Here is a 26,511-nt window from a genome sequence, read left to right on the forward strand (position 1 = left end):
ATAGATATGAAAATAATTAATAAAATAACAAAAGTATTTATCATTATTTTAATGATATATGCTTGTACAGATGATGATAATTTAAGTTTTTTAGATAATATTCCTGCTCCATCTAATGTGTCTGCTGTGTTTAATATTACACAAGATAATACAGGTGTAGTTACTATAATGCCAGTAGCAGAAGGTGCAACTGTTTTCGATATTTATTTTGGAGATGGAACAGTAGAACCAGAAACGATAAATCAAGGAAATGCTATTGAACACACATATTTAGAAGGTACTTATCAAGTAAAAGTAGTAGCTTCTAACATTAAAGGAGATACAGTAGAAATAACAGAAGAATTAATGGTTTCTTTTAAAGCACCAGAAAATTTAGTTGTTAGCATAGAAAATGATGCTGCAATTTCTAAACAAGTTAATGTAACTGCTACAGCAGATTTTGCTACTGTATATGAATTTTATTCTGGCGAAGATGGTGTTACACAGCCTGTAGTTACCAGTAATATTGGTGAAGCGGTTTCTTATGTTTATGCTAATCCAGGTATTTATGCTATTAAAGTAGTAGCAAAAGGTGGTGCTGTTGATACAACAGAATATGCAGCAGATTTTGAAGTTACAGAAATTTTAGCTCCTATAATTTCTGCAAGTATACCATCAACTCGAGAAGATGAAGATGTAATTTCTATTTTTAGTGATAAGTATACAGATATTGCTGATACAGATTTTAATCCAAATTGGAGTCAATCTACTCTTTATAATGTTTATGATCTTAATGGAGATAAGATGATTCAGTATAGTAACTTAAACTATCAAGGTATAGATATTGGTTCAGAAATAGATGCATCATCTATGGAGATGTTACATATAGATATTTGGACTACAGATGCTACAAGTATAGATATTTTTCCACTACCAAATGGAGTTCAGCCTGAAGATGAAAGATTTGTGACTAAAACGTTAGTAGCTGATCAATGGAATAGTTTTGATATACCTATGTCAGAATTTACTAGTCAGGGTTTATCAGTAGATAAATTAAAACAATTTAAATTTGTAGGTTCTGGTACAATTTTTATTGATAATTTATATTTCTATAAACAAGGATCTGGAGTAATTTTTGATGATGGTTTACTTACAAATGGAGATTTTGAAAACGGTAGTGATTCTTGGCTTATAGGAGTAGATGATTCTACATCGGCACCAGTTGTTACCGAAGGTGGTAATACTTATTATTCTGTTGATGTTACTGCAGCAGGAAATTCTTATGATGTAAATACTAGTCAAAAAGTTGAAATTATACAAGGAAATACATATACCTTAACTTTTGACGCTTGGTCTAATGTTAACAGAGGAATTATTGCTGGTATTGGTCTTAGTAAAGATCCTTGGACTAATAAATCTGAAACTGTAAACATAACAACATCAAAAACTACATATTCTTTAACGTTATCTGCGGCAGAATTTGGAGCAACAGATGCAAGAGTTATTTTCGATTTAGGAGCAGAAATAGGTATTGTTAATATAGATAATGTATCATTAATAATTGGTACAGGAAATATAGTTGTTAATGGAGATTTTGAAAATGGAAGTGATTCTTGGTTAATAGGTGTAGATACATCTACATCAGCTCCTGTAGTTACCGAAGGTGGTAATACTTATTATTCTGTTAATGTTACTGCTGCAGGAAATGCTTATGATGTAAATGCAAGTCAGATACTTGAAATTATACAAGGAAATACTTATACTTTAACTTTTGATGCTTGGTCTGATGTTAATAGAGGAATTTTTGCAGGTATAGGTCTTAGTAAAGATCCTTGGACAAATACTGTAGAAACTGTAAATATAACATCAACTAGAACAACATATACACTTACACTTACTGCAACTGAGTTTGGAGCTGCAGATGCAAGAATTATATTCGATTTAGGTGCAGAAATAGGTATGGTTAATATAGATGACGTTTCATTATCTAGTAATTAGATTTAAACTTTTATTTATAAAAGATAACTTTATAAAAATATAAAAATGAAAAAAATAAAAAATATTTATATCGTATTATTTTCTCTAATTACTGTTTTCTACAGTTGTCAAGAAAATAAATATGAAGTAGGTGAAATAGTAGTACCATCTAACTTAGCTATTAGTTTAGAAGTGGTTGGTCAGGATGCTAGTAATCCTAATGGAGATGGAACTGGTTTTGTTGTTTTTACAGCAACATCAGATGACGTTATTAATTATCAATTCGATTTTGGTGACGGTAAAAAAGATGTAGAACCAACAGGTGTAATTACACATAGATATACAGAGGTTGGTGTTAATTCATATACAGTTATTGTAAATGCAACAGGTACTGGTGGTTTAAGCACTAGTACAACAATAGATGTTACAATATTTAGTTCTTTTTCCGATGTTGAAGCGGGTAACTTTTTAACAGGATCTGCTAGTGAAGAAGATTTTGGTAGTAGTAAAAAATGGTATTGGCAAGCAGACAAAGATGTACACGTTGGTTTAGGTCCAGTTACTGATGATTATGGAAATGGAGAATTTGCATATGAAGCTTGGTGGAATGGAATTAAAGCTTGGGATACAGAAAAAAGCTGTATGTATGATAATGAGTTTGTGTTTACAAGAACTGCAAACGGAATTACATTTGAACAAACTGTTGGGCCAGCATTTGTACCTGGTACATATGCAGATGTTTTAGGTGTTACTGGTGATACTTGTCAAGATGAAACAGTTGCTACTTCTATGTTTGGTGTTAAAACTGTTACAATGGTTCCTTCAGAATCTAAAGCTGCTACAGAAGGTACTTATAATAACGAACCTTATAGAGGTACAACTTTCGAAATTTCTGATGGTGGTTTTATGGGGTGGTTAGTAGGTTCTAGTACTTACGATATCATTTCAATTTCTAATGACGAATTAATAGTTAGAATTATTCAAGATGGAGATGGTTTTGCTTGGTATCATAAATTTACATCAACAAAACCAGTAGAAGGTGCTGTAAGTTATACTTACAATGACTTAGTTTGGGAAGATGATTTTAATACTGATGGAGCACCAGATGCTGCAAATTGGACCTATGATTTAGGTGCAGGTGGCTGGGGAAATGGAGAGGCTCAAACTTACACAAACGAATTAGAAAATGCAAAAGTAGAAAATGGTTCTTTAATTATTACAGCGAAAGCTGATGGTAGTGGAGGCTATACTTCTGCAAGATTAAAATCGGAAGGGCTTTATGATTTTACATATGGTAGAGTAGAGGTTAGAGCAAAATTACCAACTGCACAAGGTACTTGGCCAGCAATTTGGATGCTTGGTTCTAATTTTTCTACTGTAGGTTGGCCAAAATCTGGTGAAATTGATATTATGGAAATGACAGGTCAAGATAAAAATACAACTTTAGCTACTTGCCATTGGTTTGATGAAGCAAGCCAAACAAAAGCAGATTATGGAACAACAACTGCAATTACTAATGTAGATTCTGAGTTTCATTTGTATACTTTAGAGTGGACAGATACTGCTATTAAAATGTATGTAGATGGAGTTTCTTTTTATGAATTAACAAACAATTCAGATTTACCATTTAATGATGATTTCTTTTTAATTTTAAATGTAGCAATGGGTGGTACTCTTGGTGGTGATATAGATGCTGGGTTTACAGAAGATATAATGGAAATTGATTACGTAAAAGTTTATCAGTAATATTTTATTTTAATTAGGTTTAATAAGGTCAGTTTATATTGGCTGACCTTATTTTTTATTCTCAATTCAATTTTAGGTTTATAATAAATTCATAATTATGAAAAGTACTTTTATTGCCTTTTTTATCATTTTAATCACCTTAAGTTCTTGCGCGCAAAAAAATAATGTTGCTGTTGTAAGTAATGATCAAGGCGTTAAATTAAAGGTAAATGGAAAAGACTTTTTTATAAATGGGATGAATTGGGATTACTTCCCAATAGGCGCAAATTTCGAATACAGCCTTTGGAATCAATCAGAAGATTTTATAGAAAAAGCATTAGAATCAGAAATGAGTTTATTGCAAAAAATGGGCGTAAATACAATTCGCGTGTATTCAGGTATTCCACCAAAATGGATTACGCATATCTATAAACACTACGGAATTTACACAATGTTAAATCACTCTTTTGGTAGATATGGAAATACAATAAATAACCAATGGATTCCTGTTACAGATTACAGAAACCCAGAAACTCAAAAAGGTTTATTATCAGAAGTTACTAATATGGCTAAGGCTTATAAAGATACTCCAGGATTACTTTTATTTCTTTTAGGGAATGAGAATAATTATGGACTTTTTTGGGCAGGCTCAGAAACAGAAGACTTTCCTGATGATGAAAATCAAAAAAGAGAAATGGGCGAAAAAAGAGGAAGACCTATGTACAAGCTCTTTAATGAAGCTGCAAAATTGATAAAAGAAATTGATAATAATCATCCTATTGCAGTTTGTAATGGCGATTTATTATTTGCAGATATGTTTGCAGACGAATGCAAAGATGTAGACATTTTTGGTACAAATATGTATAGAGGTAAATCTTTTGGTGATGCCTTTGTAAGAGTAAAAAAAGAAATTAATAAACCTATTCTTTTTACAGAATTTGGTGCAGATGCTTTCAATGCAAAAACCAATGCAGAAGATCAGAAAATGCAAGCTTATTTTATGATTGAAAATTGGAAAGAAATTTATTTAAATGCAGCAAACTTGGGTAAAGCAAATAATTCAATTGGCGGATTTACATTTCAATTTAGTGATGGTTGGTGGAAATATGGGCAAACCAAAAACTTAGAAATTCACGATAATAATGCTTCTTGGTCAAGTCCTGGTTATCATTTCGATTTTACAGAAGGTAGCCAAAATATGAACGAAGAATGGTTTGGAATCTGTGCAAAAGAAACTCCAGATCAAGAAGGTTTTTATGTGCTAAAGCCAAGAGTGGCGTATTATGCAATTCAAGAAATACATCAACTAAATCCTTATAAAAAAGGACTTACAAAAGAGTTTATATCAAACTATTTTAAAAATATTCAGGCAAAACATACTGGTTTAATTAAAGAGTAAAAACAAATATCGATAGCCTAAAAATTATCAACAGAAAAAATCAATATAATAAAGAAAAAAATGAGCAAAACTGTTTCTTACAAAGACAATGTAAACTCGAATCCTAATACAGCTATAACAGGAGAGTTGGTAACTTTAGAAAACGAATCTTACTATAAAATATCGAATAGTCATACAATGCGTCCTTTTTTTATGACGATTGTTTCAGACTCAAATCACTGGATGTTTATTTCTAGTAATGGAGGTTTAACAGCCGGAAGAAAAAATGCAGAATACGCAATTTTTCCATATTACACAGACGATAAAATTACAGAACTTGCAGAAACTACAGGTTGTAAAACAATTTTTAAAATTGCTAAAAATAATAAAACTGTTTTATGGGAACCTTTTTCTGAAAGACAAGCTGGTTTGTATCACATCACCAGAAATGTTTACAAAAACGAATATGGTAATAAAGTAATTTTCGAAGAAATTAATCACGATTTAAACCTAACGTTTAAATATCAATGGAACTCTTCTGACCAATTTGGATTTGTAAGAAAAGCAAGTTTAATCAATAATACTGATGAAAACCTGGATATTTCTATTTTAGACGGATTTCAAGACATCATTCCTTATGGTGTAGGTTCAGACATACAAGGTATTCGAAGTAATTTGGTTGATGCCTATAAAAAGTGCGAATTAGAAGCAGAAGTTGGATTAGGTATTTATGCTTTAAGTGCTATTATTGTTGATAAAGCAGAACCAAGTGAAGCCTTAAAAGCCAATTTAGTGTGGTCTTTAGGTTTAGAAAATCCAACTTATTTATTATCCTCTTTACAAGTGAATAATTTTAGAAGAGGTTTACAACTTCAACAAGAAGTGGATATGAAAGCAGAAAAAGGCGCATATCTTATAAATGCTGATATTCATTTACCTAGTAATTCAGAAAAAAAATGGCTACAAGTTGCGAACGTAAATCAAACAGTTGCAGATGTTACTCGCATTTCTGAGTTGATAAAAACCAATGATAATTTAGAGGAACTATTACAAAACAATATTGAAGCAGGTACAAAAAACTTAATTAATTTAGTTGCTGCTTCTGATGGTTTACAGCTTTCTAATGATCCATTAATCAATACAAGACATTTTTCTAATACACTTTTCAATATTATGAGAGGTGGTATTTTTGATGATAATTATACCATAGAAAAAGACGATTTCACAACCTATTTATCAAAAGCAAACAAGCCATTATTTGCGGCTAAAAAAGAGTCTTTAGCAAATTTACCAGAAAAATTTACGCTAACTTTTATTAAAAATTTGGCAGAGAACGATGCTGATAAGGATTTTAAACGATTGTGTTTAGAGTATTTACCATTAAAATTTAGTAGAAGACATGGAGATCCAAGTAGACCTTGGAACAAGTTTTCTATCAATACAAAAAGTGAAATTGACGGTTCTAAAATTTTAGATTACGAAGGGAACTGGAGAGACATTTTCCAAAACTGGGAAACTCTTGCACATTCATATCCTCAATTTATTGAGAGTATGATTCACAAGTTTTTAAACGCCACTACTTTTGAGGGTTACAATCCTTACAGAGTTACAAAAGGTGGTTTTGATTGGGAAGTAATAGAAGAACACGATCCTTGGTCTTACATTGGTTATTGGGGAGATCATCAGATAATTTACTTGCTAAAATTCTTAGAGTTTATAGAAAAACATTATCCTTCTAAACTAGCAGAATTGTTTAATGATGACATTTTTGTGTACGCAAATGTGCCTTACATTATAAAACCGTATGCAGATATTTTAAAAAATCCAAAAGATACTATTGATTTTGATCATCAATTAAATGCAAAAATTGATGAAAAAAGAGCAGAAATTGGTGCTGATGGTGCTTTAATTTCAAATAAAAACAACAAGGTTCATAAGGTTAATTTAATAGAAAAACTTTTGGTTACAGTTTTGGCTAAAGTATCAAACTTTATTCCAGAAGGTGGTATTTGGTTAAACACGCAAAGACCAGAATGGAATGACGCCAACAACGCTTTAGTAGGTAATGGAGTGTCTATGGTTACCTTAAATTATCTAAGAAGATTTATTAATTTCTTTGAAGGAATTGTCGCAAATGCGGATGTAAGCGAAGTACAAATTTCTGATGAATTGGCTACTTTATTTGCAGAAATTGTAGAAACTTTAGAAAATAATGAAGCTATTTTATCTAGAAAAGTTACAGACAAAGAAAGAAAAACGGTTTTAGATGGATTAGGAAATCCTGCAAGCGAGTATAGAACTACGATTTATAAAAACGGATTTTCATCAAACAAAACCACAATTTCAAAAAGTGCATTAGCACACTTTTTAGAAATTACCAAAAGTTATTTAGAGCATAGTATTAGAGCAAACAAACGTTCAGATAATATGTACCATGCTTACAATTTAATGACTATCGAAAATGATGAAGAGGTTTCAATTTCGTATTTATCAGAAATGTTAGAAGGGCAAGTTGCAGCTTTAAGTTCTGGTTATTTATCGCCAAAAGAGGCCTTAGATTTATTAGATGGTTTAAAAGCATCTGCTTTGTTTAGACCAGATCAATACAGTTATATTTTATACCCAAATAAAGATTTACCAAGATTTACACAGAAGAATAATATTAGTGCAAATCAAGTTGAAAGTTCAAAATTATTACAACAATTAATTGCGGATAATAATATAGAAATTATTGAAAAAGACGTTTTAGGAAACTGTCATTTTAACGGAAATTTCAACAATGCAAACAGTGTAAAAGCTGCTTTAGCAAATTTATCAGAAGAATATTCTTCTTTAATTTCTGAGGATGAAAATACAGTATTATCAATTTTCGAAGATATTTTCGATCATAAATCGTTTACAGGTCGTTCAGGAACTTTCTTTGGTTACGAAGGTTTGGGCTCTATTTATTGGCATATGGTTTCTAAGCTTTTAGTTGCTGTACAAGAAAATTGTTTATTGGCTGTAAAACTTGGCGAAAGTGAAAAGGTAATTGGTAGATTATTAGACCATTATTATGAAATAAGTGCAGGTATTGGTGTACACAAATCACCAGAATTGTATGGTGCTTTTCCAACAGATGCTTATTCGCATACGCCAGCAAATAAAGGCGCTCAACAACCAGGAATGACAGGTCAAGTAAAAGAAGATTTACTAAGTAGATTTGGTGAATTGGGTGTCTTTGTAAAAGAAGGAAAAGTTGTGTTTAATCCGAGATTATTGAAGGTTTCTGAGTTTTTAAATGATGCTAAAGCGTTTACCTACATCAATGTAAATAGCGAAAAAGCAGCTTTAGATATTGCTAAAAATCAACTGGCTTTTACTTATTGTCAAGTGCCAATTATCTATAATTTATCAGATAAAAATACAATCGATGTTATTTTTAATGATGATAAAAAAGTTGTTTTTGATGGTCTTGAATTAGACAAAGAAACAAGTACAAAAATGTTTGATAGATCTAATGAAATTAACCATATAAAAGTATCGATAGTTAAATAAATTTGATGAAGATCAGCTATTTTATATATCTAATTTGTTCTTTTTTATTGATAGGATTTTCTTGTACAAAAGAAATAAAAATCAGTAAAGAAGATGTTATTGAGCAAAAAGTAGATTCTCTTCTAAAGTTAATGACTTTAGAGGAGAAAATCGGACAGATGTCGCAAATAAGGCATTTTGATCAAGCAGCAGATTCGCTCATAACTTCCAATTTTATTGGCTCAATAATTCATACTCAAGGGCCAAATCCGGGTAAAACTGCTTTAGAATGGCAAAATAGATTTTATGAGCTTCAAAAGAAAGCTTTATCAACGAGATTAGGCATTCCTTTGTTATTTGCAGTTGATGCTGTGCACGGACAAAATACTTTTGATGGAGCTACTATTTTTCCTCATAATATTGGTTTAGGAGCCACAAGAAATGAAAAATTAGTAGAAGAAATAGCGAGAATTACAGCTATAGAGAGTCAAGCTACTGGTTTTAACTGGGTGTTTTCGCCCTGTGTAGCCATTCCTTTTAATGAAAAATGGGGAAGAGTTTATGAAGCTTTTTCAGAAAGCACATCACTAACTGAAAAGCTTACAAAAGCTGCTGTAAATGGGCTTCAAGGTAATTTAGAGAATTCCAAAACAGTATTGGCAACAGCCAAACATTTTATTGGTGATGGAGCTACAGATTTTGGTAGAGAAGGAGGTAATACTTCTTTATCAGTAAAAGAAATAGAAACCTATTTGTTGCCACCATATAAAGTTGCAGTTCAAGAAAATGTAGGTGCAATTATGGCTTCTTTTAATACAATTTCTGGTATTTCTATGCACGCTCACAAAGCACTAATTACAGACACTTTAAAAGTAGGAATGAACTTTAAAGGAATTGTTGTTTCTGATTGGCAAGGATATTCAAGATTTGGTAAAAATGATATTATAAATGCAGGTGTAGATATGGTTATGGCTGTAGATGGTAATGTTATTGGTTATCAAAAAGGATTAAAAGAAGGTATAGAAAATAAAGCTGTTTCAATAGTTAGAATAGATGATGCTGTTAGAAGAATTTTACGTCAAAAATTTAGATTGGGTTTGTTTAAAAATCCTTTTCCGGATACAACTTTAGCAAATAAAGTTGGTGTAAAAGAACATAGAAAAGTTGCAAAACAAGCAGTAAGAGAATCGTTGGTTTTATTAAAAAATAAAGAGAAAATATTGCCTTTATCAAAAGAAACAAAGAAGATTGTTGTGGTTGGCGAGCACGCAAATTCTGGGGGTTTACAATCTGGAGGTTGGACGATAAATTGGCAAGGAACCAAAGAAAATTATAAAGGAGCAACAACCATCTTAGACGGAATTAAAAAGCTTTCTAAAGGAGAAGTCTTATACGATTCAACAGCAACAAAAAATCATTTAGATGTAGATGTAGCAATTATTGTTGTGGGTGAAACACCTTATGCTGAGTTTTTTGGTGATATAGGTCACGAGTCTAATCAGTTAAGATTAACCTTATCAGAAGAACATCAAAAATATATTAAAAACTATCAAGAAAATGGAGTTAAAACAATCGTGGTTTTAGTTTCTGGTAGACCATTAGTAGTTACAAATCAAATTAAAAAAGTAGATGCTTTTGTAGCGGCTTGGTTGCCAGGTTCTGAAGGAGATGGAATTGCAGAAGTACTTTTTGGCGATTATAATTTTTTAGGAAAACTTCCTCATTCTTGGCCAAAATCCGAAGAAGATTATAAAGGTGAATATGGTCCTAATTTTTGGGATAATTCTATAGAAACATTATTCCCTTTTGGTTTTGGATTAAACTATTAAAATGCCTATGAAATCATTTATAAACATAAAAATATCAATCTTAATGCTGGTTTTGTTCTTTGGATGCAATTCTAAAAAAGAAAATAAAACAGCAGATAAGCAAGAAATTAAAACTAATATGACAGCAGCTCAAATTTTAGGTAATCCAGATTATTTGGCAATTTCTTATGGAGGTTATAGACAGAAATCAAGAGAAAATCAACCAACAATTGCGCAGTTAAAAGAAGATTTAAAATTGATGTTTGCTATGGGGATTCGCATTATAAGAACCTATAATGTACAGCCAGAATTGCCTCACGCAGCTAATGTTTTAGAAGCCATTCATCAATTAAAACAAGAAGATTCCAGTTTCGAAATGTACGTAATGTTAGGAGCTTGGATAGATTGTTTAAACGCTTGGACAGACAAAGAACCTAATCACGAAGTAGAGAGTGAACAAAATGAAGGAGAAATTGAAAGAGCAGTTGCTTTGACGAATAAATATCCAGATATCGTAAAAATAATTGCTGTTGGTAATGAAGCTATGGTTAATTGGGCAACTAGTTATTATGTGCAACCAAGTGTTATTTTAAAATATGTAAACTATTTACAAAATCTAAAAAAGCAAGGTAAATTAGATAAAGATTTATGGATTACAAGTTCAGATGATTTTGCTTCTTGGGGTGGTGGAGATTCAAGTTATAGAGTAGCAGATTTAGAAAATTTAATTAAGGCTGTAGATTATGTTTCTATGCACACGTATGCATATCATAATTCACATTACAATCCTAATTTTTGGAAAGTTCCAGATAATGAACAGCATTTATCAGAAAAAGAAAAAATTGATAATGCTATGTTACGTGCTTTAGAATTTGCAAAAATGCAATACAAAAATGTTTCAGATTATGTAAAAAGTATAGACGCAACCAAAACAATTCATATTGGCGAAACGGGTTGGGCAACAGTTTCTAGTGGTCATTATGGAGTTAATGGTTCTAGAGCAACAGACGAATACAAGCAAGGTTTGTATTACAAGCATTTAAGAAACTGGACCAACAAAGCAGGGATTTCTTGCTTTTATTTTGAAGCTTTTGATGAGCAATGGAAAGATGCACAAAATCCTTTAGGATCAGAAAATCATTTTGGTTTATTCACTTTAAAGGGCGAAGCTAAATACCCAATTTGGAGTTTGGTAGATCAAGGAATTTTTAAAGATTTAAAAAGAGGAGGTAACCCAATTACCAAAACATTTAATGGAAATAAAGAAGAATTAATGAAAACGGTTTTAGTTCCAAATACAGAATATCAAAGATAAAGAATTATGAAAAAGACAACCTATTTTTTATATACACTACTATCATTTATGATTTTAAGCTGTCAAAATAATCAAGATAAATTAAATGTAGAGGTTTACGAAACTTCTGCAAGCGGAAATAATTTAACCAAATTAGAGGGTTTTTCTTCGGATGAAAATCAGAAAGAAACCATAAAAGTGAAGCTATTACCAACTAAAAAAAGACAAACAATTACTGGTTTTGGGGGTGCTTTTACAGAATCTTCAGCGTATTTGTTAAATCGTTTAAGCAAAGAAAAAAGAGACACGATAATTCAGGCTTATTTTTCAACTGAAGGTGCAAATTATTCATTGACAAGAACACATATGAATTCTTGCGATTTTTCAATTTCTCAATACTCGTATTCGCCTGTGGCTGATGATGTTAATCTTGAACATTTTTCAGTAAAAGAAGACAAAGACGATTTAATTCCGATGATAAAAGATGCCTTGAAAGCATCAACAGACGGATTTAAAATTTTTGCTTCTCCTTGGACAGCAGTCCCTTGGATGAAAGATAATAACAAATGGGTAGGTGGTAAATTACTGCCAAATTATTATGATACTTGGGCATTGTTTTTCTCTAAATATGTAGATGCTTACAAAGCAGAAGGTATAGATATTTGGGGTTTTACTGTAGAAAATGAACCTTTAGGAAATGGTAATAATTGGGAAAGTATGCATTATTCACCTGATGAAATGACCAATTTTGTACAAAATCATTTAGGACCAAAATTAGAAGCAGATGGTCATCAAGTAAAAATTTTAGGATACGATCAAAATAGAGAGCATTTAAAAGAATGGATAGATTCTCAATACAAAAACGAAGCAACTTCTAAATATTTTGATGGTACAGCCATTCATTGGTATGCAAGTACGTATGAAATTTTTCCTGAAGAGTTGCAATACGCACACCAAAAAGCGCCAAATAAATATTTAATTCAAACAGAAGCTTGTGTAGATTCTCAGGTTCCTGTTTGGCAAGATGATGCTTGGTATTGGCAAAAAGAAGCAACAGATTGGGGTTGGGATTGGGCTCCTGAAAAAGACAAATATCTACATCCTAAATACGCTCCTGTTAATAGATATGCAAGAGATATTATTGGTTGTTTAAATAATTATGTTGATGGTTGGGTAGATTGGAATATGGTTTTAGACACCAAAGGTGGACCAAATTGGTTTAAGAATTGGTGTATTGCTCCAGTTATTGTAGATCCGCAAACAGATGAGGTGTATTTTACGCCTTTGTATTATACATTGGCACATTTTAGCAAATTTATTAGACCTGAAGCTAAAGTTATAGAACTAGAAAATACAGATAAAGATTTACTGATTACAGCTGCAGAAAATCTTGATGGAACGATAGCTGTAGTTGTTTTTAATGAAAAAGAAACTCCAAAAAGTATTAAGCTTTCTTTAGGTGAAAAGAACATCAAAATAGCTATTCAAGGTCAAGCAATTCAAACGATTGTTGTTAAAAACTAAATCCAACATAAAACGATGTCAGATAAAATATTAATAAAAGGGAAAGTGGCAATGGGGCAAAAAATTGCTTTTGGCATAGGAATGTTTGCAAACCAAATGTTTCCTGCTATTTTGGGTATTTTTATGGTTGTTTTGGTACAAGATTTAGGTTTCCCTGGTTGGATGTGGTCTTTAATTTATTTTTTTCCAAGAATTTTCGATTCAATCACAGATCCAATAATGGGGTTTATTTCTGATAATACAAAATCGAAATGGGGTAGAAGAAGACAATATGTTTTAATTGGCGGAATTATTATGGGAATTGCTTATATTTTTATGTGGCAATTGTTTAAAGAAAATTCTCTGCAATTCAATTTTTGGTATTTTTTCATTTGGTCAATTGTTTTTTATTTAGGACTCACATTTTTTAGTGTGCCTTATGTAGCAATGGGTTACGAAATGAGCGATGATTTTCACGAACGTACAAGTATAATGGCAATTGCTCAGTGGATTGGTCAATGGGCTTGGGTAATTGCACCTTGGTTTTGGGTTATTATGTATGATCCTGATTGGTTTCCATCAGCAGAAGTAGCAGTTAGGGAATTATCAATTTGGGTGGCAATTCCGTGTGCAATTTGTGCTATTGTTCCTGCTTTATTTATTAAAAGTAAATCAACACTTAATGAGAATTACGAGCCTTTAAATTCTTCAAATATTGGTAATAGTTTAGTGAAAATTTACGATAGTTTTAAAGAAGCTTTTAAAATAAAAGTATTTAGAAAATTATGTGGAGCAACATTTTTAATTTACAACGCTTTTAACACAGTTGCTGCCTTAACTTTTTTTGTTATTGTTTACAAATTATTTAATGGTGATGCTGCAGAAAGCGGAATTTGGGTTTCTCTTTTTGGTTGTTTAGGTGCTTTAGGAACAACGTTTTTGGTAATTCCGATTATCACAAAAATGTCTAAAATCTGGGGAAAGAAAAAAGCCTTTTTAATAGCCCAAGGAATATCAATAATAGGTTATATAATGCTTTGGTTTTTATTTGTACCAGGTAAACCTTGGATGTATATTATTGCTTTGCCTTTCTTTTCTTTTGGTATTGGTAGTTTGTTTACAATTATGATGTCTATGACAGCAGATGTCATTGATATTGATGAGTTAAATACAGGAAAAAGAAGAGAAGGTATATTTGGCGCTATTTATTGGTGGATGGTAAAAGTTGGCTTTGCAATTGCAGGTGCATTAAGTGGAGCTATTATTGCTGTTGTAGGTTTTAATCCAGATTTACCAACTATAAACCAACAATCTGCCGTAAATGGTTTACATACCTTCTTTTGTTTTTTTCCAGTTTTAGGTACTGTTTTAGCTATGTATATCATGTGGGATTATGATATTGATGAAAAACGTGCTAATGAAATTAGGTTAGAATTAGAAAAAAGAAAAGAACTAAAAAACAATTAATGTCATATAGAAAAGAAAACCATATTTCATTTGAGAAGGTTAAAGTTAATTTTTCCAAGAATATTGGCGTAGAATTTAGCCAGTATTCTAAAGAAGATATAGTAAAACTTTGGCGAGAAACACTAGATTCTGGTATGCATGGAATTTGTTTTAGTATATATGCAGATAGTCAAAAACCAGGTGACTTTATATCCGAAGAACAAATAGAAAGAAGAATTAATATCTTAAAACCCTATACCAAATGGATTCGTTCTTTTTCTTGTACAGAAGGTCATGAACATATTGCTAAAATAGCAAAAAAACATGGGATTAAAACTCTAGTTGGTGCTTGGTTAAGTGATGATTTAGAAAAAAACGAAGAAGAAATAGAAGGATTAATTCAACTTGCAAAAAAAGGCTTTGTAGATATTGCTGCAGTTGGTAATGAAGTTTTATACCGTAAAGAATTAACAGAAGAAGAGTTGTTAGTTTATATAAATAGAGTTAAAGAAGAAATTTCAAATATAGAAGTTGGTTATGTAGATGCATATTATGAATTTTCTAAACGACCAGCAATTACTGCAGCTTGCGATGTTATTTTATCAAACTGTTATCCTTTTTGGGAAGGTTGTAACATAGAGTATTCTTTAAATCATATGCAAGAAATGTATGAACAAGCTAAAAAAACAGCAAAAGGAAAACGAATTATTATTACCGAAACTGGTTGGCCAAGTAAAGGAAGTAGTTTAGAAGGTGCACATTCTAATGCCGAGAATGCAATGAAATATTTTATAAACTCTCAAGTTTGGGCAGAAGTAGATAATATAGAAATGTTTTATTTTTCTTCTTTTGATGAATCTTGGAAAGTTGGTGATGAAGGAGATGTTGGTGCTTATTGGGGATTATGGGACAAATATGGTAACTTAAAGTTTTAATATGTAATTTTTACTTGATAAAATAATAAAAAATCAGAATATATATTTATTCTGATTTTTTTTGTTTTAATAAGTTTAAAATGTAAGTTATTTAAATACAGTTAAATAAAACACCTATACATTACCCATACAAATGTAAAAATTAGTTATTAGATGTTTTTTTTTGACTAAAATTTAAATAGCTCAAAACCTAGTTGTAGTATGTAATTCATAATATTTTATGACTATAATTATCAATGTATGTTTTTTGTAGTGGCAATATTATTGTATTCGTAATATTAGAAGTGTAAGTTTGAAGAATATTAACTTAAAACAATAATAAAATGAAAAAAATTACTTTACTAATCGCTTTTCTGATTACATCAATTGGTTTTGCACAACAACAACAATATCATTTAGATTTTGAAGAAGGAACTCCATCTGGAATAGCAGCCAATTGGTTTACTTTTGATAATAATCCTGCTCCAGCTGAAATTATAGATAATCCAGATTTAGATGGTGTAAATGCAACAGCTTCTAAAGTAATGAAAGTCGTTGTTGGTCCTGGAAATGCTTTTTATGCGGGTGTTAATAATGCTTGGGAAACTTCTAAGTTTGGTACATGGAAAATAGATAAATCTTTAGCTAGCAATTTGACATTAAGTATAGACGTAAACAAAAACTATGTAGGTACTGTAGGTATAAAAATGGGAACTAATAGTGCTGGTACTTCATTTCAAATTACAGATCAAAACGTAAATAATAATGTTGTAGATCAATGGCAAACTTTAACTTGGGATCTTTCTGCTATTGAAGACGGTCTTTTATCTGATATTAGTCAAATAGTAATTTTTGTAGATTGGACTCAAGATAAAGCAGATAGAGCAGAAGGAAGTACAATTTATATAGACAATATTAAATTTAATGCAGAAAAGTTAACAGATGCGCCAGCAGTTCCTGTTGCAGGTACAGCAACTTTACCACTAGATTTTGAAAATGCAACTACTTGGGTAGATTTTGATGGAGGTGAAGTTACAACAGTTGAAAACCCTCATAATAATGCCGATAATAATTCTGCAAATGTTGGTAAAATGATAAAAAATGCTGATAAAACTTGGGGAGGAAGTTCAATTGCTTTAGCTTCAGGAATGGATTTTGCTAATAATGATACTTTTACAATGAAAGTATATTCACCAAGAGTTGGAGCTAAAGTTTTATTAAAAGTAGAAAACTCATCAGACGCTAATACTTTTTTCGAAAAAGAAGTTGTTACTACAGTAGCAAATTCTTGGGAAACTTTAACTTTCGATTATGCAGCAATTAGTAAAACTAATATTTACGATAAGTTAGTTTTAATTTTTGATAACGGAACAGAAGGAGATGGTTCTGCTAACTTTACTTTTTATATAGATGATATTGCGTTATCAAGTTCTGGAGTTGTAGTTCCTTCAGTAGCTTTACCATTAGATTTTGAAAGTGCAACTACTTGGGCAGATTTTGATGGAGGAGTTGTAACTACCGTAACTAACCCTCATAATAATGCAAATAATAGTTCTGCAAATGTTGGTAAAATGGTTAAAAGTGCTGGTCAAACATGGGGAGGAAGTTCACTTGTATTAAGTTCAGGTATGGATTTTGCAAACAATGATATCTTTACAATGAAAGTTTATTCACCAAGAGTTGGTGCAAAAGTTTTGTTAAAAGTAGAAAACTCTGGAAACTCAGGAACATTTTTTGAAAAAGAAGTACCTACCACAATGGCAAATGCATGGGAAACATTAACTTTTGATTATGCAGCAATTAGTAAAACGAATATTTACGATAAGTTTGTTTTAATTTTTGATAATGGTACAGAAGGAGATGGTTCTGCAAACTTTACTTTTTATATAGATGATATTGCTCTAACTAGTTCGGGGGTTGTAGTTCCTACAGTAGCTTTACCTTTAGATTTTGAAAGCACAACGATTTGGGGCGATTTTGATGGAGGAGTTGTAACTACCGTAACAAACCCTCATAACAATGCAAATAATAGTTCTGCAAATGTTGGTAAAATGGTAAAAAGTGCTGGTCAAGTTTGGGGAGGAAGTTCTCTTAATTTGAGTTCTCCAATGGATTTTGCAAATAATGATACTTTTACCATGAAAGTATTTTCTCCAAGAGTAGGAGCAAAAGTATTATTAAAAGTAGAAGACTCTGGAAATGGTGCAACATTTTTCGAAAAAGAAGTTGCAACAACTATTGCTAATGAATGGGAAACTTTAACTTTTGATTATGCAGCAATTAATAAAGCTAATACTTATGATAAATTTGTTATAATTTTTGATAACGGAACAGAAGGAGATGGAAGTGCGAACTTTACTTTTTATATTGATGATGTTACTTTATTTAATTCTGCAACTGCAAGTGTTGTAGATAATGATTTATTAAATATTAAAATGTATCCAAATCCTACAACTAATACATTAAATATTTCTGCAGTAAATACTATTAAAAATGCTCAAATTTATAATGTACTTGGTAAAAAAGTAAAGAGTTTAGATATCAATAAAAATAGTGAATCTATAGATGTTTCTAATTTAGCTTCTGGTATATATTTGATTAAATATCAGGTTTCTAATGCTGTGGGAACGGCAAAATTTATTAAAGAATAATTAGATTTTTATATCTAAAATAATTAGTAACAAAAAAGCCGAGCAATTTGCTCGGCTTTTTTATTTTTAAAAAATAGTGTTAATTTATTCTTTATCAGACTTAATGTTATCTAAGTATTCTTGAAAACGTTTACCATATTCAGAGCTTTTAACTTTTGGAGTTAAACTTGCATTTACCGTATCTAACATTTTTAAACTAGCATCATACATTTCTGTTAATGCAATGTAAGGAGCGGCTTCAAAATCTGCATTTGTTATAGCAAAATTAGTGGTGTATAAAACTCTTCTTCTTACTAACTTATTATAGTCTTCTTCTAATTTTTTTATTAATTCTTTATCATCTGCTTTTTTAGCATAAAAATCTTTTTTAATAAATTCTAAACGTTCATTTTGAAACCTTTTGCTAACAAGATGATATTTATCTAAAACTTTTTGATTTTTAGAACCCGTAATTTTAGGATTAAAACCAAATTTTTCTACCTTATCATTAATTGTGATGACACCCTGTTCTCCAAAAAATAAAATTCTTTTATCTGTTGTATTTCCATCAAAAGTTAAATAATACATAACAGGTGACTCTACATTATCTGTCAATATAAATTTATCAGAACCATTTAATGCAATAGAATCTACAGAAACTATCAAAGTATCTGCCATTTTTTGTAAGTATAAAGTCCCTTTTTTAAGACCTTTAATTTGTCCTTGAACAATCATGTTTCCTTCTTTTTTAGAAGAACATGCAAAAAGTATAATTGATAAAGCTAAAATAGCTGTAATTTTTTTCATTTTGATTAAAATTTTGGAGTGCAAATATGCTGATTTTTTTATAAAGTTGATGATAATTCCATTAAAATAGTACAAGCAATTGCACCAACTGTACCAATTGCATACCCAAAAACGGCTAATAAAACACCAACAGTTGCTAATGATGGATGAAAAGCTTGTGCAACAATTGGGGCAGAAGCTGCACCACCAACATTTGCTTGGCTTCCTACAGCTAAAAAGAAATAAGGAGCTCTTATAATTTTAGCAACTAGTATTAATAAAACGGCATGAATTGTCATCCAAACTAAACCAATAACCATTAAACCTGGATTTTCAAAAGCCTGATTTAAATCCATTTTCATACCAATTGTGGCAACTAAAATGTAAATAAAAACGCTACCTAATTTACTTGCGCCCGCGCCTTCATAGTTTCTTGCTTTTGTAAATGATAAAACAATGGCAACAATTGTAGAAATACTAATTAACCAGAAAAATTCTGAATCTAAAAAAGAGAAGATATTTCGCCAAGTTTGTGATGACATAGAAGCAACAATATCAGAGAAAAATGAACCTAAATAACCAGCTGCAAAATGACCAAAACCAACGGTTCCGAAAGCAATTGCAAGCATTACCATTAAATCTGTTAGAGTAGGATTTCTTTTCACTTTTTTAGTGAATTTAATTACTTTTTCTTTCAATTCTTCAATGGCAGAATTGTCTGCTTTTAACCATTTATTTATTTTTTCTTTTTTTCCAATTCCTATTAATAAAATTGCCATCCAAATATTAGCAACAACAATATCAACAATTACCATTCCTCCATATTTTGCAGGGTTGTATTTGTAAATTTCTAACATAGCTGTTTGGTTTGCTCCACCACCAATCCAACTTCCTGCAAGTGTAGAAAGTCCACGCCAAACTGCATCAAAATCAGATCCTCCAACAGTTTCTGGAGAAAAAATTGAAATCAATAAAATTGCAATTGGGCCACCAATTATAATACCAACAGTTCCTGTAAAAAACATAATTAAAGCTTTAGAACCAAGGTTAAAAATAGCTTTTAAATCTATACTTAATGTCATTAAAACCAAAGCTGCAGGCAATAAAAAACGACTAGCAACATAATATAATTGAGAGCTGTTTTTTACAACTTCTCCAGCTATATTTTTAGTTTCCCATTCTGGGGATATGATTCTAAAAGTTGTAAAAATAGCAGGAATAAAATAGGCCATAAATAAACCGGGTACAATTTTGTAAAATTTAGGCCAAAACCCTGTTTTTAAATTTTCTGTGTAAAAAACAAAACCTAAAGAAATCATTAAAACACCAAAAACAATGGCATCATTTGTAAATATTGGTTCACTCATTTTATAAATTATTTTTAATATGATTTGTGTTTAAAATAATTCCTAATTGCAATCTATGGAGACTGCTGTTAGAAAATTTTGTGTAAAAGTAACCTAATTTTAATTTAAGGTTTTCATTGATTCCTCTTATAAATCCTGCTCCAGTTCTATTTTGACTAAATGCTTTTGCAGCAAATTTTATAAATATTTCACTAAAAGCATACGTTTCCCATTTTTGAGACAATGGATATTTTAAAAACAATCCATATCTTATTCTATGCTTAACTTCGTCTTCAAAATTTTTTCTTTTAAATCTTTGTGCCAATCTAACTCTATGATTAACTTGAATTTTATTCCAATTATCTTTTAAATTTACATCTTGATAAAAGCGGTATTCGTATAAGTCTGGTAAATTACTTTTATAAGAAGTATCTGTAATTGAGTAGACAACTCCACCTGTAATATTTACTTTTTTAGTAAGATTATAGTTAAGCCCCGTTCTATAAATTTCTTGTTGATATTCTGATGCAAGTTCATAGTACCTAAAATGTGCACTTGTTTTTAGTTTTATATTTTTAGATAGTTTATGAGAACCATTATACATATACCAAGTTCCTAATTTATTTTCTGCAGAATTTTGAGCTTGTATTTTATAGCAAAAAAGACTTACGCACAAAAGAACACATATTTTTCTCATTCTTTAGTATTTATTTGAAGGTTTTTATTTCTTTAAATAATGAAATTTGAATTTTTTCTACGGATGATTTGTACGTTAACCAATCAGAATTAAAAAATGAATTTGTTTCTTTAACAGCTTTTGTAAATGCTTCTTTAAACTGATGTACCAATTGAGTTTCTGTAGCTGTTTGTTTACCAAAACGCGAACTTACATATCGACTTGCAGTTCTTAAACGTTGATTTATAGTAACTTCTTTATTTCTAGTAATACCTTGTCTTTTATCAATTTTACCTAAATAAATATCAATTAAATTATTAATTTTTTTAATAATCTCTGTAGATGATTTTATTTCTAATTCATATTTTTTCTTGTCTTCTTTAGAAAGTTGAGATTTTATAGTTTCTGTAGTATTTTTACTTTCTACCAATTGTTTTACAATGGCTGCAATTTTTTCTTGATAAGATTCAAGTTCTTTGCTAGCTTCATATTTTTGATTGATAGCTTCCTCAGAAATTTGTAAACGAGGGTCAAATTTTACGTTTATATCTTGTTCAGAAATGTTATTACCTAAAGTCATTTTTAAATGATATGTACCTGGTTTTACAGCAACACCTCTAGGTTCATTTTTAGATTCTCTAATACTTCTAGAAGCCCTATTAACACCTTTTTCTCTAAAATACCAAGTTGTTTTATGAACACCGTTTTCTTTAGGCGTTTTAAATTTTAAGGTTCTTATCAATCTTTGTCCATCAAAAACTTCTAGTTTTATAGAATCATTTTTGATACTATTTTCTGTCTTATCAGATTTGTCAGCTGAATTTTTATCATTTTCATCAGCGCTTTTTTCTTCTTTTTTCTCAATTTGAGGAATATTAATATAATAAGAAATTATTGCGCCTCCTTTTCTATTTTCTCCTTGATACAATGCATCAGCACCAAATCTACTTCCTGTAGGTTGTTGTATTGCAACTTGATGCGCAGTTGGCGGAACAAATAGTGCTAGATTTTTAGAAATCACATTTCCATTTGCAATAGCTCTTAACGGACGAATATCATCTAAAATCCAAGCAGCTCTCCCGAAAGTACCAATAACTAAATCATTTTCTCTTGGATGAATTACTAAATCTTTAACAGGAACAGTTGGGAAACCTTCTGTCCATTTTGTCCATTTTTCGCCAGCATTTATAGAAATATACAAACCATCATCAGTTCCTAAAAAAAGTAAATTTTCGTTTTCAGGATCTTCAATAATACACAAAGCATAACTTTGTACGTCATTTTCATCCACAATACGTTCCCAAGTTTTACCGTAATTTTTGGTTCTATATGCGTAAGGTGTATAATTAAATCGTCTGTAATCATTTGCAATTAAAAGAGCTTCTCCTTTGTTTTTGTTGGATGCTTTTATTTGTGTAATCCAACTATTTTCTGGTAAACCTTTGATGTTTTTTGCAACGTTTGTCCAAGTTTCTCCACCATTTTTTGTGATGTGAACTTGACCATCATCCGTAGCAGCCCAAAGCATATCTTTTTCTAAAACGGATGGTTCTATTACTAAAATTGTACAGTGATTTTCTGCTCCTGTTGCATCTAAAGTTAAACCACCACTTTCGCTTTGTTTTAATTTTTCTGGATTATTGGTTGATAAATCCGGAGAAATAACAGACCAAGTTAAGCCTTTATCTGTTGATTTATGTACAAACTGACTTCCAAAATACAATGTAGCATTATCAAAAGGATCTATGTTAATAGCTGCGTTCCAGTTAAAACGTAACTGTATATTAGCATCAGGATGTGTAGGTTGTACTCCATAATTATTACCAGTAATATAATCATATCTAGAAACAGAACCTTGTTGACTCATAGACCAACCATATCTAGAATCGTCTTTATCTGGAACAACATCAAATCCATCACCAAAACTAATTTCTTGCCAGTAAGAATTTCTGATTCCTTGCACTTTCCAAACATACGCAGGACCTCGCCAAGAACCATTATCTTGCATTCCGCCATAAACATTATATGGAAACTCATTATCTACATTAATATGATAAAATTGTGCAACGGGAATGTTACCAATAAAACGCCAAGATTTTCCGCCATCTTTTGTAATATTTAAACCACCATCATTTCCATCAATCATAAATTTACCATTCTTTGGATGAATCCACCAAGCATGATGATCTGGATGCACACCATTATCAACACCATAAGCAGGCATTAATTGTTTAAAGTTTTTTCCTCCATCTTCGGATACATTAATGTAAGTAAAAACAGAATACACTCTATTTTCATTTTGAGGATCTACATAAATTTCTGAATAATAAAAAGGACGATTTCCAATATCCGATTTATCGTTTATTTTTTTCCATTTAAATCCGCCATCTTCACTTTTATACAAAGCATTTTTTTTGGCTTCCACCAATGCATAAATTACATCTGTATTATTAGGTGCAATAGCAACACCAATTCTGCCTAATTCACCTTTTGGAAAACCTTCTTTTTCTGTAATTTGTTTCCAATTTTCTCCTCCATCATGCGTAATATACAAACCACTTCCTGTTCCACCTGATTTAAAAAACCAAGGATCACGTTTGTGTTCCCACATGGTAGCTATTAATTTATTCGGATTTTTTGGATCCATAATTAAATCTGCAGCTCCAGCTTTTGCATTTGTAAATAAAATTTGTTTCCATGTTTTTCCTCCATCAATCGTTTTGTAAACGCCACGTTCTTGGTGTTCTCCCCAAGGCGAACCAATTGCGCCAACGTACACAATATTAGGATTTGTAGGATCAATAACAACTCTATGAATATGTCTGGTTTTTTCTAAACCCATAGATTTCCAAGTTTTTCCGGCATCTAAAGATTTGTAAATTCCGAAACCACCATTTAAACTATTTCTAGGGTTTCCTTCACCAGTTCCTGCCCAAATTACACTTGGATTCGATTGCTGAATAGCAACTGCACCAATTGATGCCGTAAGTTCTTTTTCGAAAATTGGCTCCCATTTTATTCCTCCGGATGTAGATTTCCAGATTCCGCCAGAAGCTGTACCAACGTACATAATTTCGGGGTTAGAATGTACAACATCAATAGCTGTTACACGACCAGACATTCCTCCAGGACCAATATTTCTTGGTTTCATATTTTTAACTAAATCCATAGAAAACTCTTGAGAAAAGAGTAGAGAAGTAGCACTTAAAAAAAAGATTGTAAGTAATTTTTTCATTTGTATTTGATTTTCTGATAAAAGTGAACAATATACAAAATAGAAAACGTTCTTTAAAAACTGTGTGTTTTAAAAAGAAACTAAATTCACTTTTTATTTTCAAACTCTTAAACTTTGATTATTTTTATCGAAATTTAATAAAATGAGTCAGCAAGAAGAATTCTTTGAGTTTATAAACGATGGTTATGCAACCAAAGGCGATTATATAGAACTTGGAGCAGCAATGTTAGGAGAAGAAACAGTTACAAACGCAATTGTAAAAATACCTTTAAAAACACTAAATAGACATGGTTTAATTGCTGGCGCAACTGGAACAGGAAAAACAAAAACACTACAAGTTTTAGCAGAAACATTATCAGACAAAGGAATTCCTGTTTTATTGATGGATATAAAAGGAGATTTATCTGGTTTAGCACAACCAAGTCCTGGTCATCCAAAGATAGACGAACGTCATGCAAAAATTGGTTTTCCTTTTGAAGCTAAAAAATTTCCAATTGAAGTACTGTCAATATCAGAACAAAACGGAACAAGAATGCGTGCAACTGTATCAGAATTTGGTCCAGTTTTATTATCAAGAATTTTAGATTTATCAGAAGTACAACAAGGAATTGTTGCTATTATTTTTAAATATTGCGATGATAATAAATTGCCTTTATTAGATATTAAAGACTTTAAAAAAGTGTTGCAATTTATTACGGATGAAGGTAAAGAAGAAATTAAAAAAGAATATGGCCGTATTTCTTCTTCAAGTACAGGAGCTATTTTGCGTAAAATTATAGAAATAGAACAACAAGGAGGAGATTTGTTTTTTGGAGAAAAATCTTTTGATGTTGAAGATTTAACTAGAATTGATGAAAATGGAAGAGGAATTATTTCTGTGTTACGTTTAACAGATATTCAAGATAAACCAAAGTTGTTTTCTACTTTTATGATGCAATTATTGGCAGAAGTTTATGAAACTTTTCCAGAACAAGGAGATAGTGGCAGACCAGAATTAGTAATATTTATTGACGAAGCACATTTGGTTTTTGAAGAAGCATCTAAAGCCTTATTAAATCAGATAGAAAGTATTGTAAAACTAATTCGTTCTAAAGGAATTGGTTTGTATTTTGTAACTCAAAACCCTAATGATGTTCCAGAAGATGTGTTAGCACAATTGGGTTTAAAAATACAACATGCATTAAGGGCATTTACTGCAAAAGATAGAAAAGCAATTAAGTTAGCAGCAGAAAATTATCCTTCATCAGAATTTTATGACACGAAAGAAGTGTTAACGCAATTAGGAATTGGAGAAGCATTTGTATCCGTTTTAAACGAAAAAGGAATTCCAACTCCTTTAGCAAGAACCATGTTACGAGCGCCAATGAGTAGAATGGATGTTTTAACAGATAGTGAGTTGACTACTGTTATTAATAATTCTAAACTGATACACAAATACAATCAAGAATTAGATAGAGAAAGTGCTTATGAAATGCTGAATAGTAAAATAGAAAAGATTAATTTAGCAGAAGAAAAAGCAATTAAGGCAGAAGCTGATGAGAAAGAAAGAAAAAGAAATCAAAAATCTTCCTCTAGAAGTTACACAAGAAAAAGTACAAGAATAAACCCAATTGTAAAAGTATTAACAAGTGCCACTTTTATTAGAGCCGTTTTTGGAATTTTAAAAAAAGTGATTAAATAACAAAATTAAAATTTTAACGTTAAAGAAAATATAAAACCACCAAACATGAATAAAAAGAATTTTTTACCACTAATAGCAATTGTATTTTTATTATTAATTATAAGCTGTAATAAAGGCGATGATTTTAAAATTGAAAAAGGAAAAGTGGGTAAAATCTCTACACTAACTACAATTAACGATTTAGAAACCATCTTTAAAAATGATTCTATTGTTAAAAATTTAAGTGAAGGTGCATTAGGTGATGACTATTTTCAAGATGATGACGAATATTTAATTTTTGAAAAAGGAGGTAATCTTTTACTTACAATTACGCCTAAAGAACAATTAGATTCAACATCAACCATAAAAAGTATAGAAATTCATGATACTCGTTTTAAAACCGAAAACGGTATTAGTTTAAGCTCTAATTTTTCTGAAATAAATGCAAATAATATTTTAAGACCAGAGTCTACTTTACAATCTGTTACGTTGTTTTTAGACGAATTAAATGCAACAATAACTATTGATAAAGAAGAATTAGGAATTAAAGATTTTATTACTAAAAAAATATCTTTAGAGCAAATACCAGATTTAGCAAAAATAAAATCATTTATCGTTTGGTTTAATTAAATCGAAAA

General features: G+C 30.7%; 16 protein-coding genes. 12 read left to right on the plus strand and 4 right to left on the minus strand.

What is annotated here, in order from left to right; translation table 11 throughout:
• Positions 1 to 6: 6 nt before the first annotated feature.
• From BLT70_RS17105 to BLT70_RS06015, 10 genes are all read left to right on the plus strand, one after another.
• The gene (locus BLT70_RS17105) at positions 7 to 1,977 is read left to right on the plus strand and encodes a carbohydrate binding domain-containing protein (RefSeq protein WP_157691838.1); all 1,971 of its coding nucleotides are present in this window, start codon (positions 7 to 9) and stop codon (positions 1,975 to 1,977) included.
• 45 nt (positions 1,978 to 2,022) lie between these two features.
• The gene (locus tag BLT70_RS05975; RefSeq protein ID WP_091892601.1) at positions 2,023 to 3,702 is read left to right on the plus strand and encodes a family 16 glycosylhydrolase; all 1,680 of its coding nucleotides are present in this window, start codon (positions 2,023 to 2,025) and stop codon (positions 3,700 to 3,702) included.
• A gap of 97 nt (positions 3,703 to 3,799) precedes the next feature.
• A complete protein-coding gene (locus tag BLT70_RS05980) occupies positions 3,800 to 5,080 on the plus strand; it encodes a glycoside hydrolase family 2 TIM barrel-domain containing protein (protein WP_091892603.1) in 1,281 nt (426 codons plus the stop codon).
• Between the two features lie 60 nt (positions 5,081 to 5,140).
• Positions 5,141 to 8,596, plus strand: coding sequence for a hypothetical protein (locus BLT70_RS05985; RefSeq protein ID WP_091892605.1), 3,456 nt, complete (start codon positions 5,141 to 5,143; stop codon positions 8,594 to 8,596).
• Positions 8,597 to 8,601: 5 nt separating this feature from the next.
• On the plus strand, positions 8,602 to 10,404 hold the full coding sequence (locus BLT70_RS05990) for a glycoside hydrolase family 3 N-terminal domain-containing protein (protein ID WP_091892607.1): 1,803 nt from the start codon (positions 8,602 to 8,604) through the stop codon (positions 10,402 to 10,404).
• A gap of 7 nt (positions 10,405 to 10,411) precedes the next feature.
• Positions 10,412 to 11,698, plus strand: coding sequence for a glycosyl hydrolase family 17 protein (locus tag BLT70_RS05995; protein WP_091897460.1), 1,287 nt, complete (start codon positions 10,412 to 10,414; stop codon positions 11,696 to 11,698).
• Positions 11,699 to 11,746: 48 nt separating this feature from the next.
• On the plus strand, positions 11,747 to 13,201 hold the full coding sequence (locus tag BLT70_RS06000) for a glycoside hydrolase family 30 beta sandwich domain-containing protein (RefSeq protein ID WP_091892609.1): 1,455 nt from the start codon (positions 11,747 to 11,749) through the stop codon (positions 13,199 to 13,201).
• Positions 13,202 to 13,216: 15 nt separating this feature from the next.
• A complete protein-coding gene (locus tag BLT70_RS06005; protein WP_172824393.1) occupies positions 13,217 to 14,647 on the plus strand; it encodes an MFS transporter in 1,431 nt (476 codons plus the stop codon).
• Positions 14,647 to 15,561, plus strand: a complete 915-nt coding sequence (locus BLT70_RS06010) for a glycosyl hydrolase family 17 protein (protein WP_091892611.1) — start codon at positions 14,647 to 14,649, stop codon at positions 15,559 to 15,561. The genes BLT70_RS06005 and BLT70_RS06010 overlap by 1 nt, the downstream gene beginning before the upstream one ends.
• Before the next feature lie 323 nt (positions 15,562 to 15,884).
• A complete protein-coding gene (locus BLT70_RS06015) occupies positions 15,885 to 18,191 on the plus strand; it encodes a T9SS type A sorting domain-containing protein (RefSeq protein ID WP_091892612.1) in 2,307 nt (768 codons plus the stop codon).
• Positions 18,192 to 18,275: 84 nt separating this feature from the next.
• Here the strand turns inward: BLT70_RS06015 and BLT70_RS06020 are convergent, their stop codons facing one another.
• Genes BLT70_RS06020 through BLT70_RS06035 form a run of 4 tightly spaced genes read right to left on the minus strand, consistent with a single transcriptional unit; the run spans position 18,276 to position 24,213 of the window.
• The gene (locus BLT70_RS06020; protein WP_091892614.1) at positions 18,276 to 18,977 is read right to left on the minus strand and encodes a DUF4369 domain-containing protein; all 702 of its coding nucleotides are present in this window, start codon (positions 18,975 to 18,977) and stop codon (positions 18,276 to 18,278) included.
• A gap of 38 nt (positions 18,978 to 19,015) precedes the next feature.
• Positions 19,016 to 20,323: a DUF819 domain-containing protein gene (locus BLT70_RS06025; RefSeq protein WP_091892616.1), complete on the minus strand. Its 1,308-nt coding sequence runs from the start codon at positions 20,321 to 20,323 to the stop codon at positions 19,016 to 19,018.
• Position 20,324: 1 nt separating this feature from the next.
• Positions 20,325 to 20,999, minus strand: a complete 675-nt coding sequence (locus BLT70_RS06030) for a DUF2490 domain-containing protein (protein WP_091892618.1) — start codon at positions 20,997 to 20,999, stop codon at positions 20,325 to 20,327.
• A gap of 10 nt (positions 21,000 to 21,009) precedes the next feature.
• On the minus strand, positions 21,010 to 24,213 hold the full coding sequence (locus BLT70_RS06035; RefSeq protein ID WP_091892620.1) for a hypothetical protein: 3,204 nt from the start codon (positions 24,211 to 24,213) through the stop codon (positions 21,010 to 21,012).
• A 142-nt stretch (positions 24,214 to 24,355) separates the two neighbouring features.
• Between BLT70_RS06035 and BLT70_RS06040 the strand changes: the two genes are divergently transcribed.
• Together BLT70_RS06040 and BLT70_RS06045 are read left to right on the plus strand one after the other, a co-directional pair.
• Positions 24,356 to 25,894, plus strand: coding sequence for a helicase HerA-like domain-containing protein (locus BLT70_RS06040; protein ID WP_091892622.1), 1,539 nt, complete (start codon positions 24,356 to 24,358; stop codon positions 25,892 to 25,894).
• A gap of 45 nt (positions 25,895 to 25,939) precedes the next feature.
• On the plus strand, positions 25,940 to 26,503 hold the full coding sequence (locus tag BLT70_RS06045; RefSeq protein WP_091892624.1) for a hypothetical protein: 564 nt from the start codon (positions 25,940 to 25,942) through the stop codon (positions 26,501 to 26,503).
• Positions 26,504 to 26,511: the final 8 nt, after the last annotated feature.

It is taken from the genome of Polaribacter sp. KT25b (genome assembly GCF_900105145.1).
GTDB lineage: Bacteria > Bacteroidota > Bacteroidia > Flavobacteriales > Flavobacteriaceae > Polaribacter.

Bases quoted from the DNA above. Each gene is read 5' to 3' on its own strand.
- BLT70_RS17105 (WP_157691838.1), top strand. From the start codon at position 7: ATGAAAATAATTAATAAAATAACAAAAGTATTTATCATTATTTTAATG.
- BLT70_RS05975 (WP_091892601.1), top strand. From the start codon at position 2,023: ATGAAAAAAATAAAAAATATTTATATCGTATTATTTTCTCTAATTACT.
- BLT70_RS05980 (WP_091892603.1), top strand. From the start codon at position 3,800: ATGAAAAGTACTTTTATTGCCTTTTTTATCATTTTAATCACCTTAAGT.
- BLT70_RS05985 (WP_091892605.1), top strand. From the start codon at position 5,141: ATGAGCAAAACTGTTTCTTACAAAGACAATGTAAACTCGAATCCTAAT.
- BLT70_RS05990 (WP_091892607.1), top strand. From the start codon at position 8,602: ATGAAGATCAGCTATTTTATATATCTAATTTGTTCTTTTTTATTGATA.
- BLT70_RS05995 (WP_091897460.1), top strand. From the start codon at position 10,412: ATGAAATCATTTATAAACATAAAAATATCAATCTTAATGCTGGTTTTG.
- BLT70_RS06000 (WP_091892609.1), top strand. From the start codon at position 11,747: ATGATTTTAAGCTGTCAAAATAATCAAGATAAATTAAATGTAGAGGTT.
- BLT70_RS06005 (WP_172824393.1), top strand. From the start codon at position 13,217: ATGTCAGATAAAATATTAATAAAAGGGAAAGTGGCAATGGGGCAAAAA.
- BLT70_RS06010 (WP_091892611.1), top strand. From the start codon at position 14,647: ATGTCATATAGAAAAGAAAACCATATTTCATTTGAGAAGGTTAAAGTT.
- BLT70_RS06015 (WP_091892612.1), top strand. From the start codon at position 15,885: ATGAAAAAAATTACTTTACTAATCGCTTTTCTGATTACATCAATTGGT.
- BLT70_RS06020 (WP_091892614.1), bottom strand. From the start codon at position 18,977: ATGAAAAAAATTACAGCTATTTTAGCTTTATCAATTATACTTTTTGCA.
- BLT70_RS06025 (WP_091892616.1), bottom strand. From the start codon at position 20,323: ATGAGTGAACCAATATTTACAAATGATGCCATTGTTTTTGGTGTTTTA.
- BLT70_RS06030 (WP_091892618.1), bottom strand. From the start codon at position 20,999: ATGAGAAAAATATGTGTTCTTTTGTGCGTAAGTCTTTTTTGCTATAAA.
- BLT70_RS06035 (WP_091892620.1), bottom strand. From the start codon at position 24,213: ATGAAAAAATTACTTACAATCTTTTTTTTAAGTGCTACTTCTCTACTC.
- BLT70_RS06040 (WP_091892622.1), top strand. From the start codon at position 24,356: ATGAGTCAGCAAGAAGAATTCTTTGAGTTTATAAACGATGGTTATGCA.
- BLT70_RS06045 (WP_091892624.1), top strand. From the start codon at position 25,940: ATGAATAAAAAGAATTTTTTACCACTAATAGCAATTGTATTTTTATTA.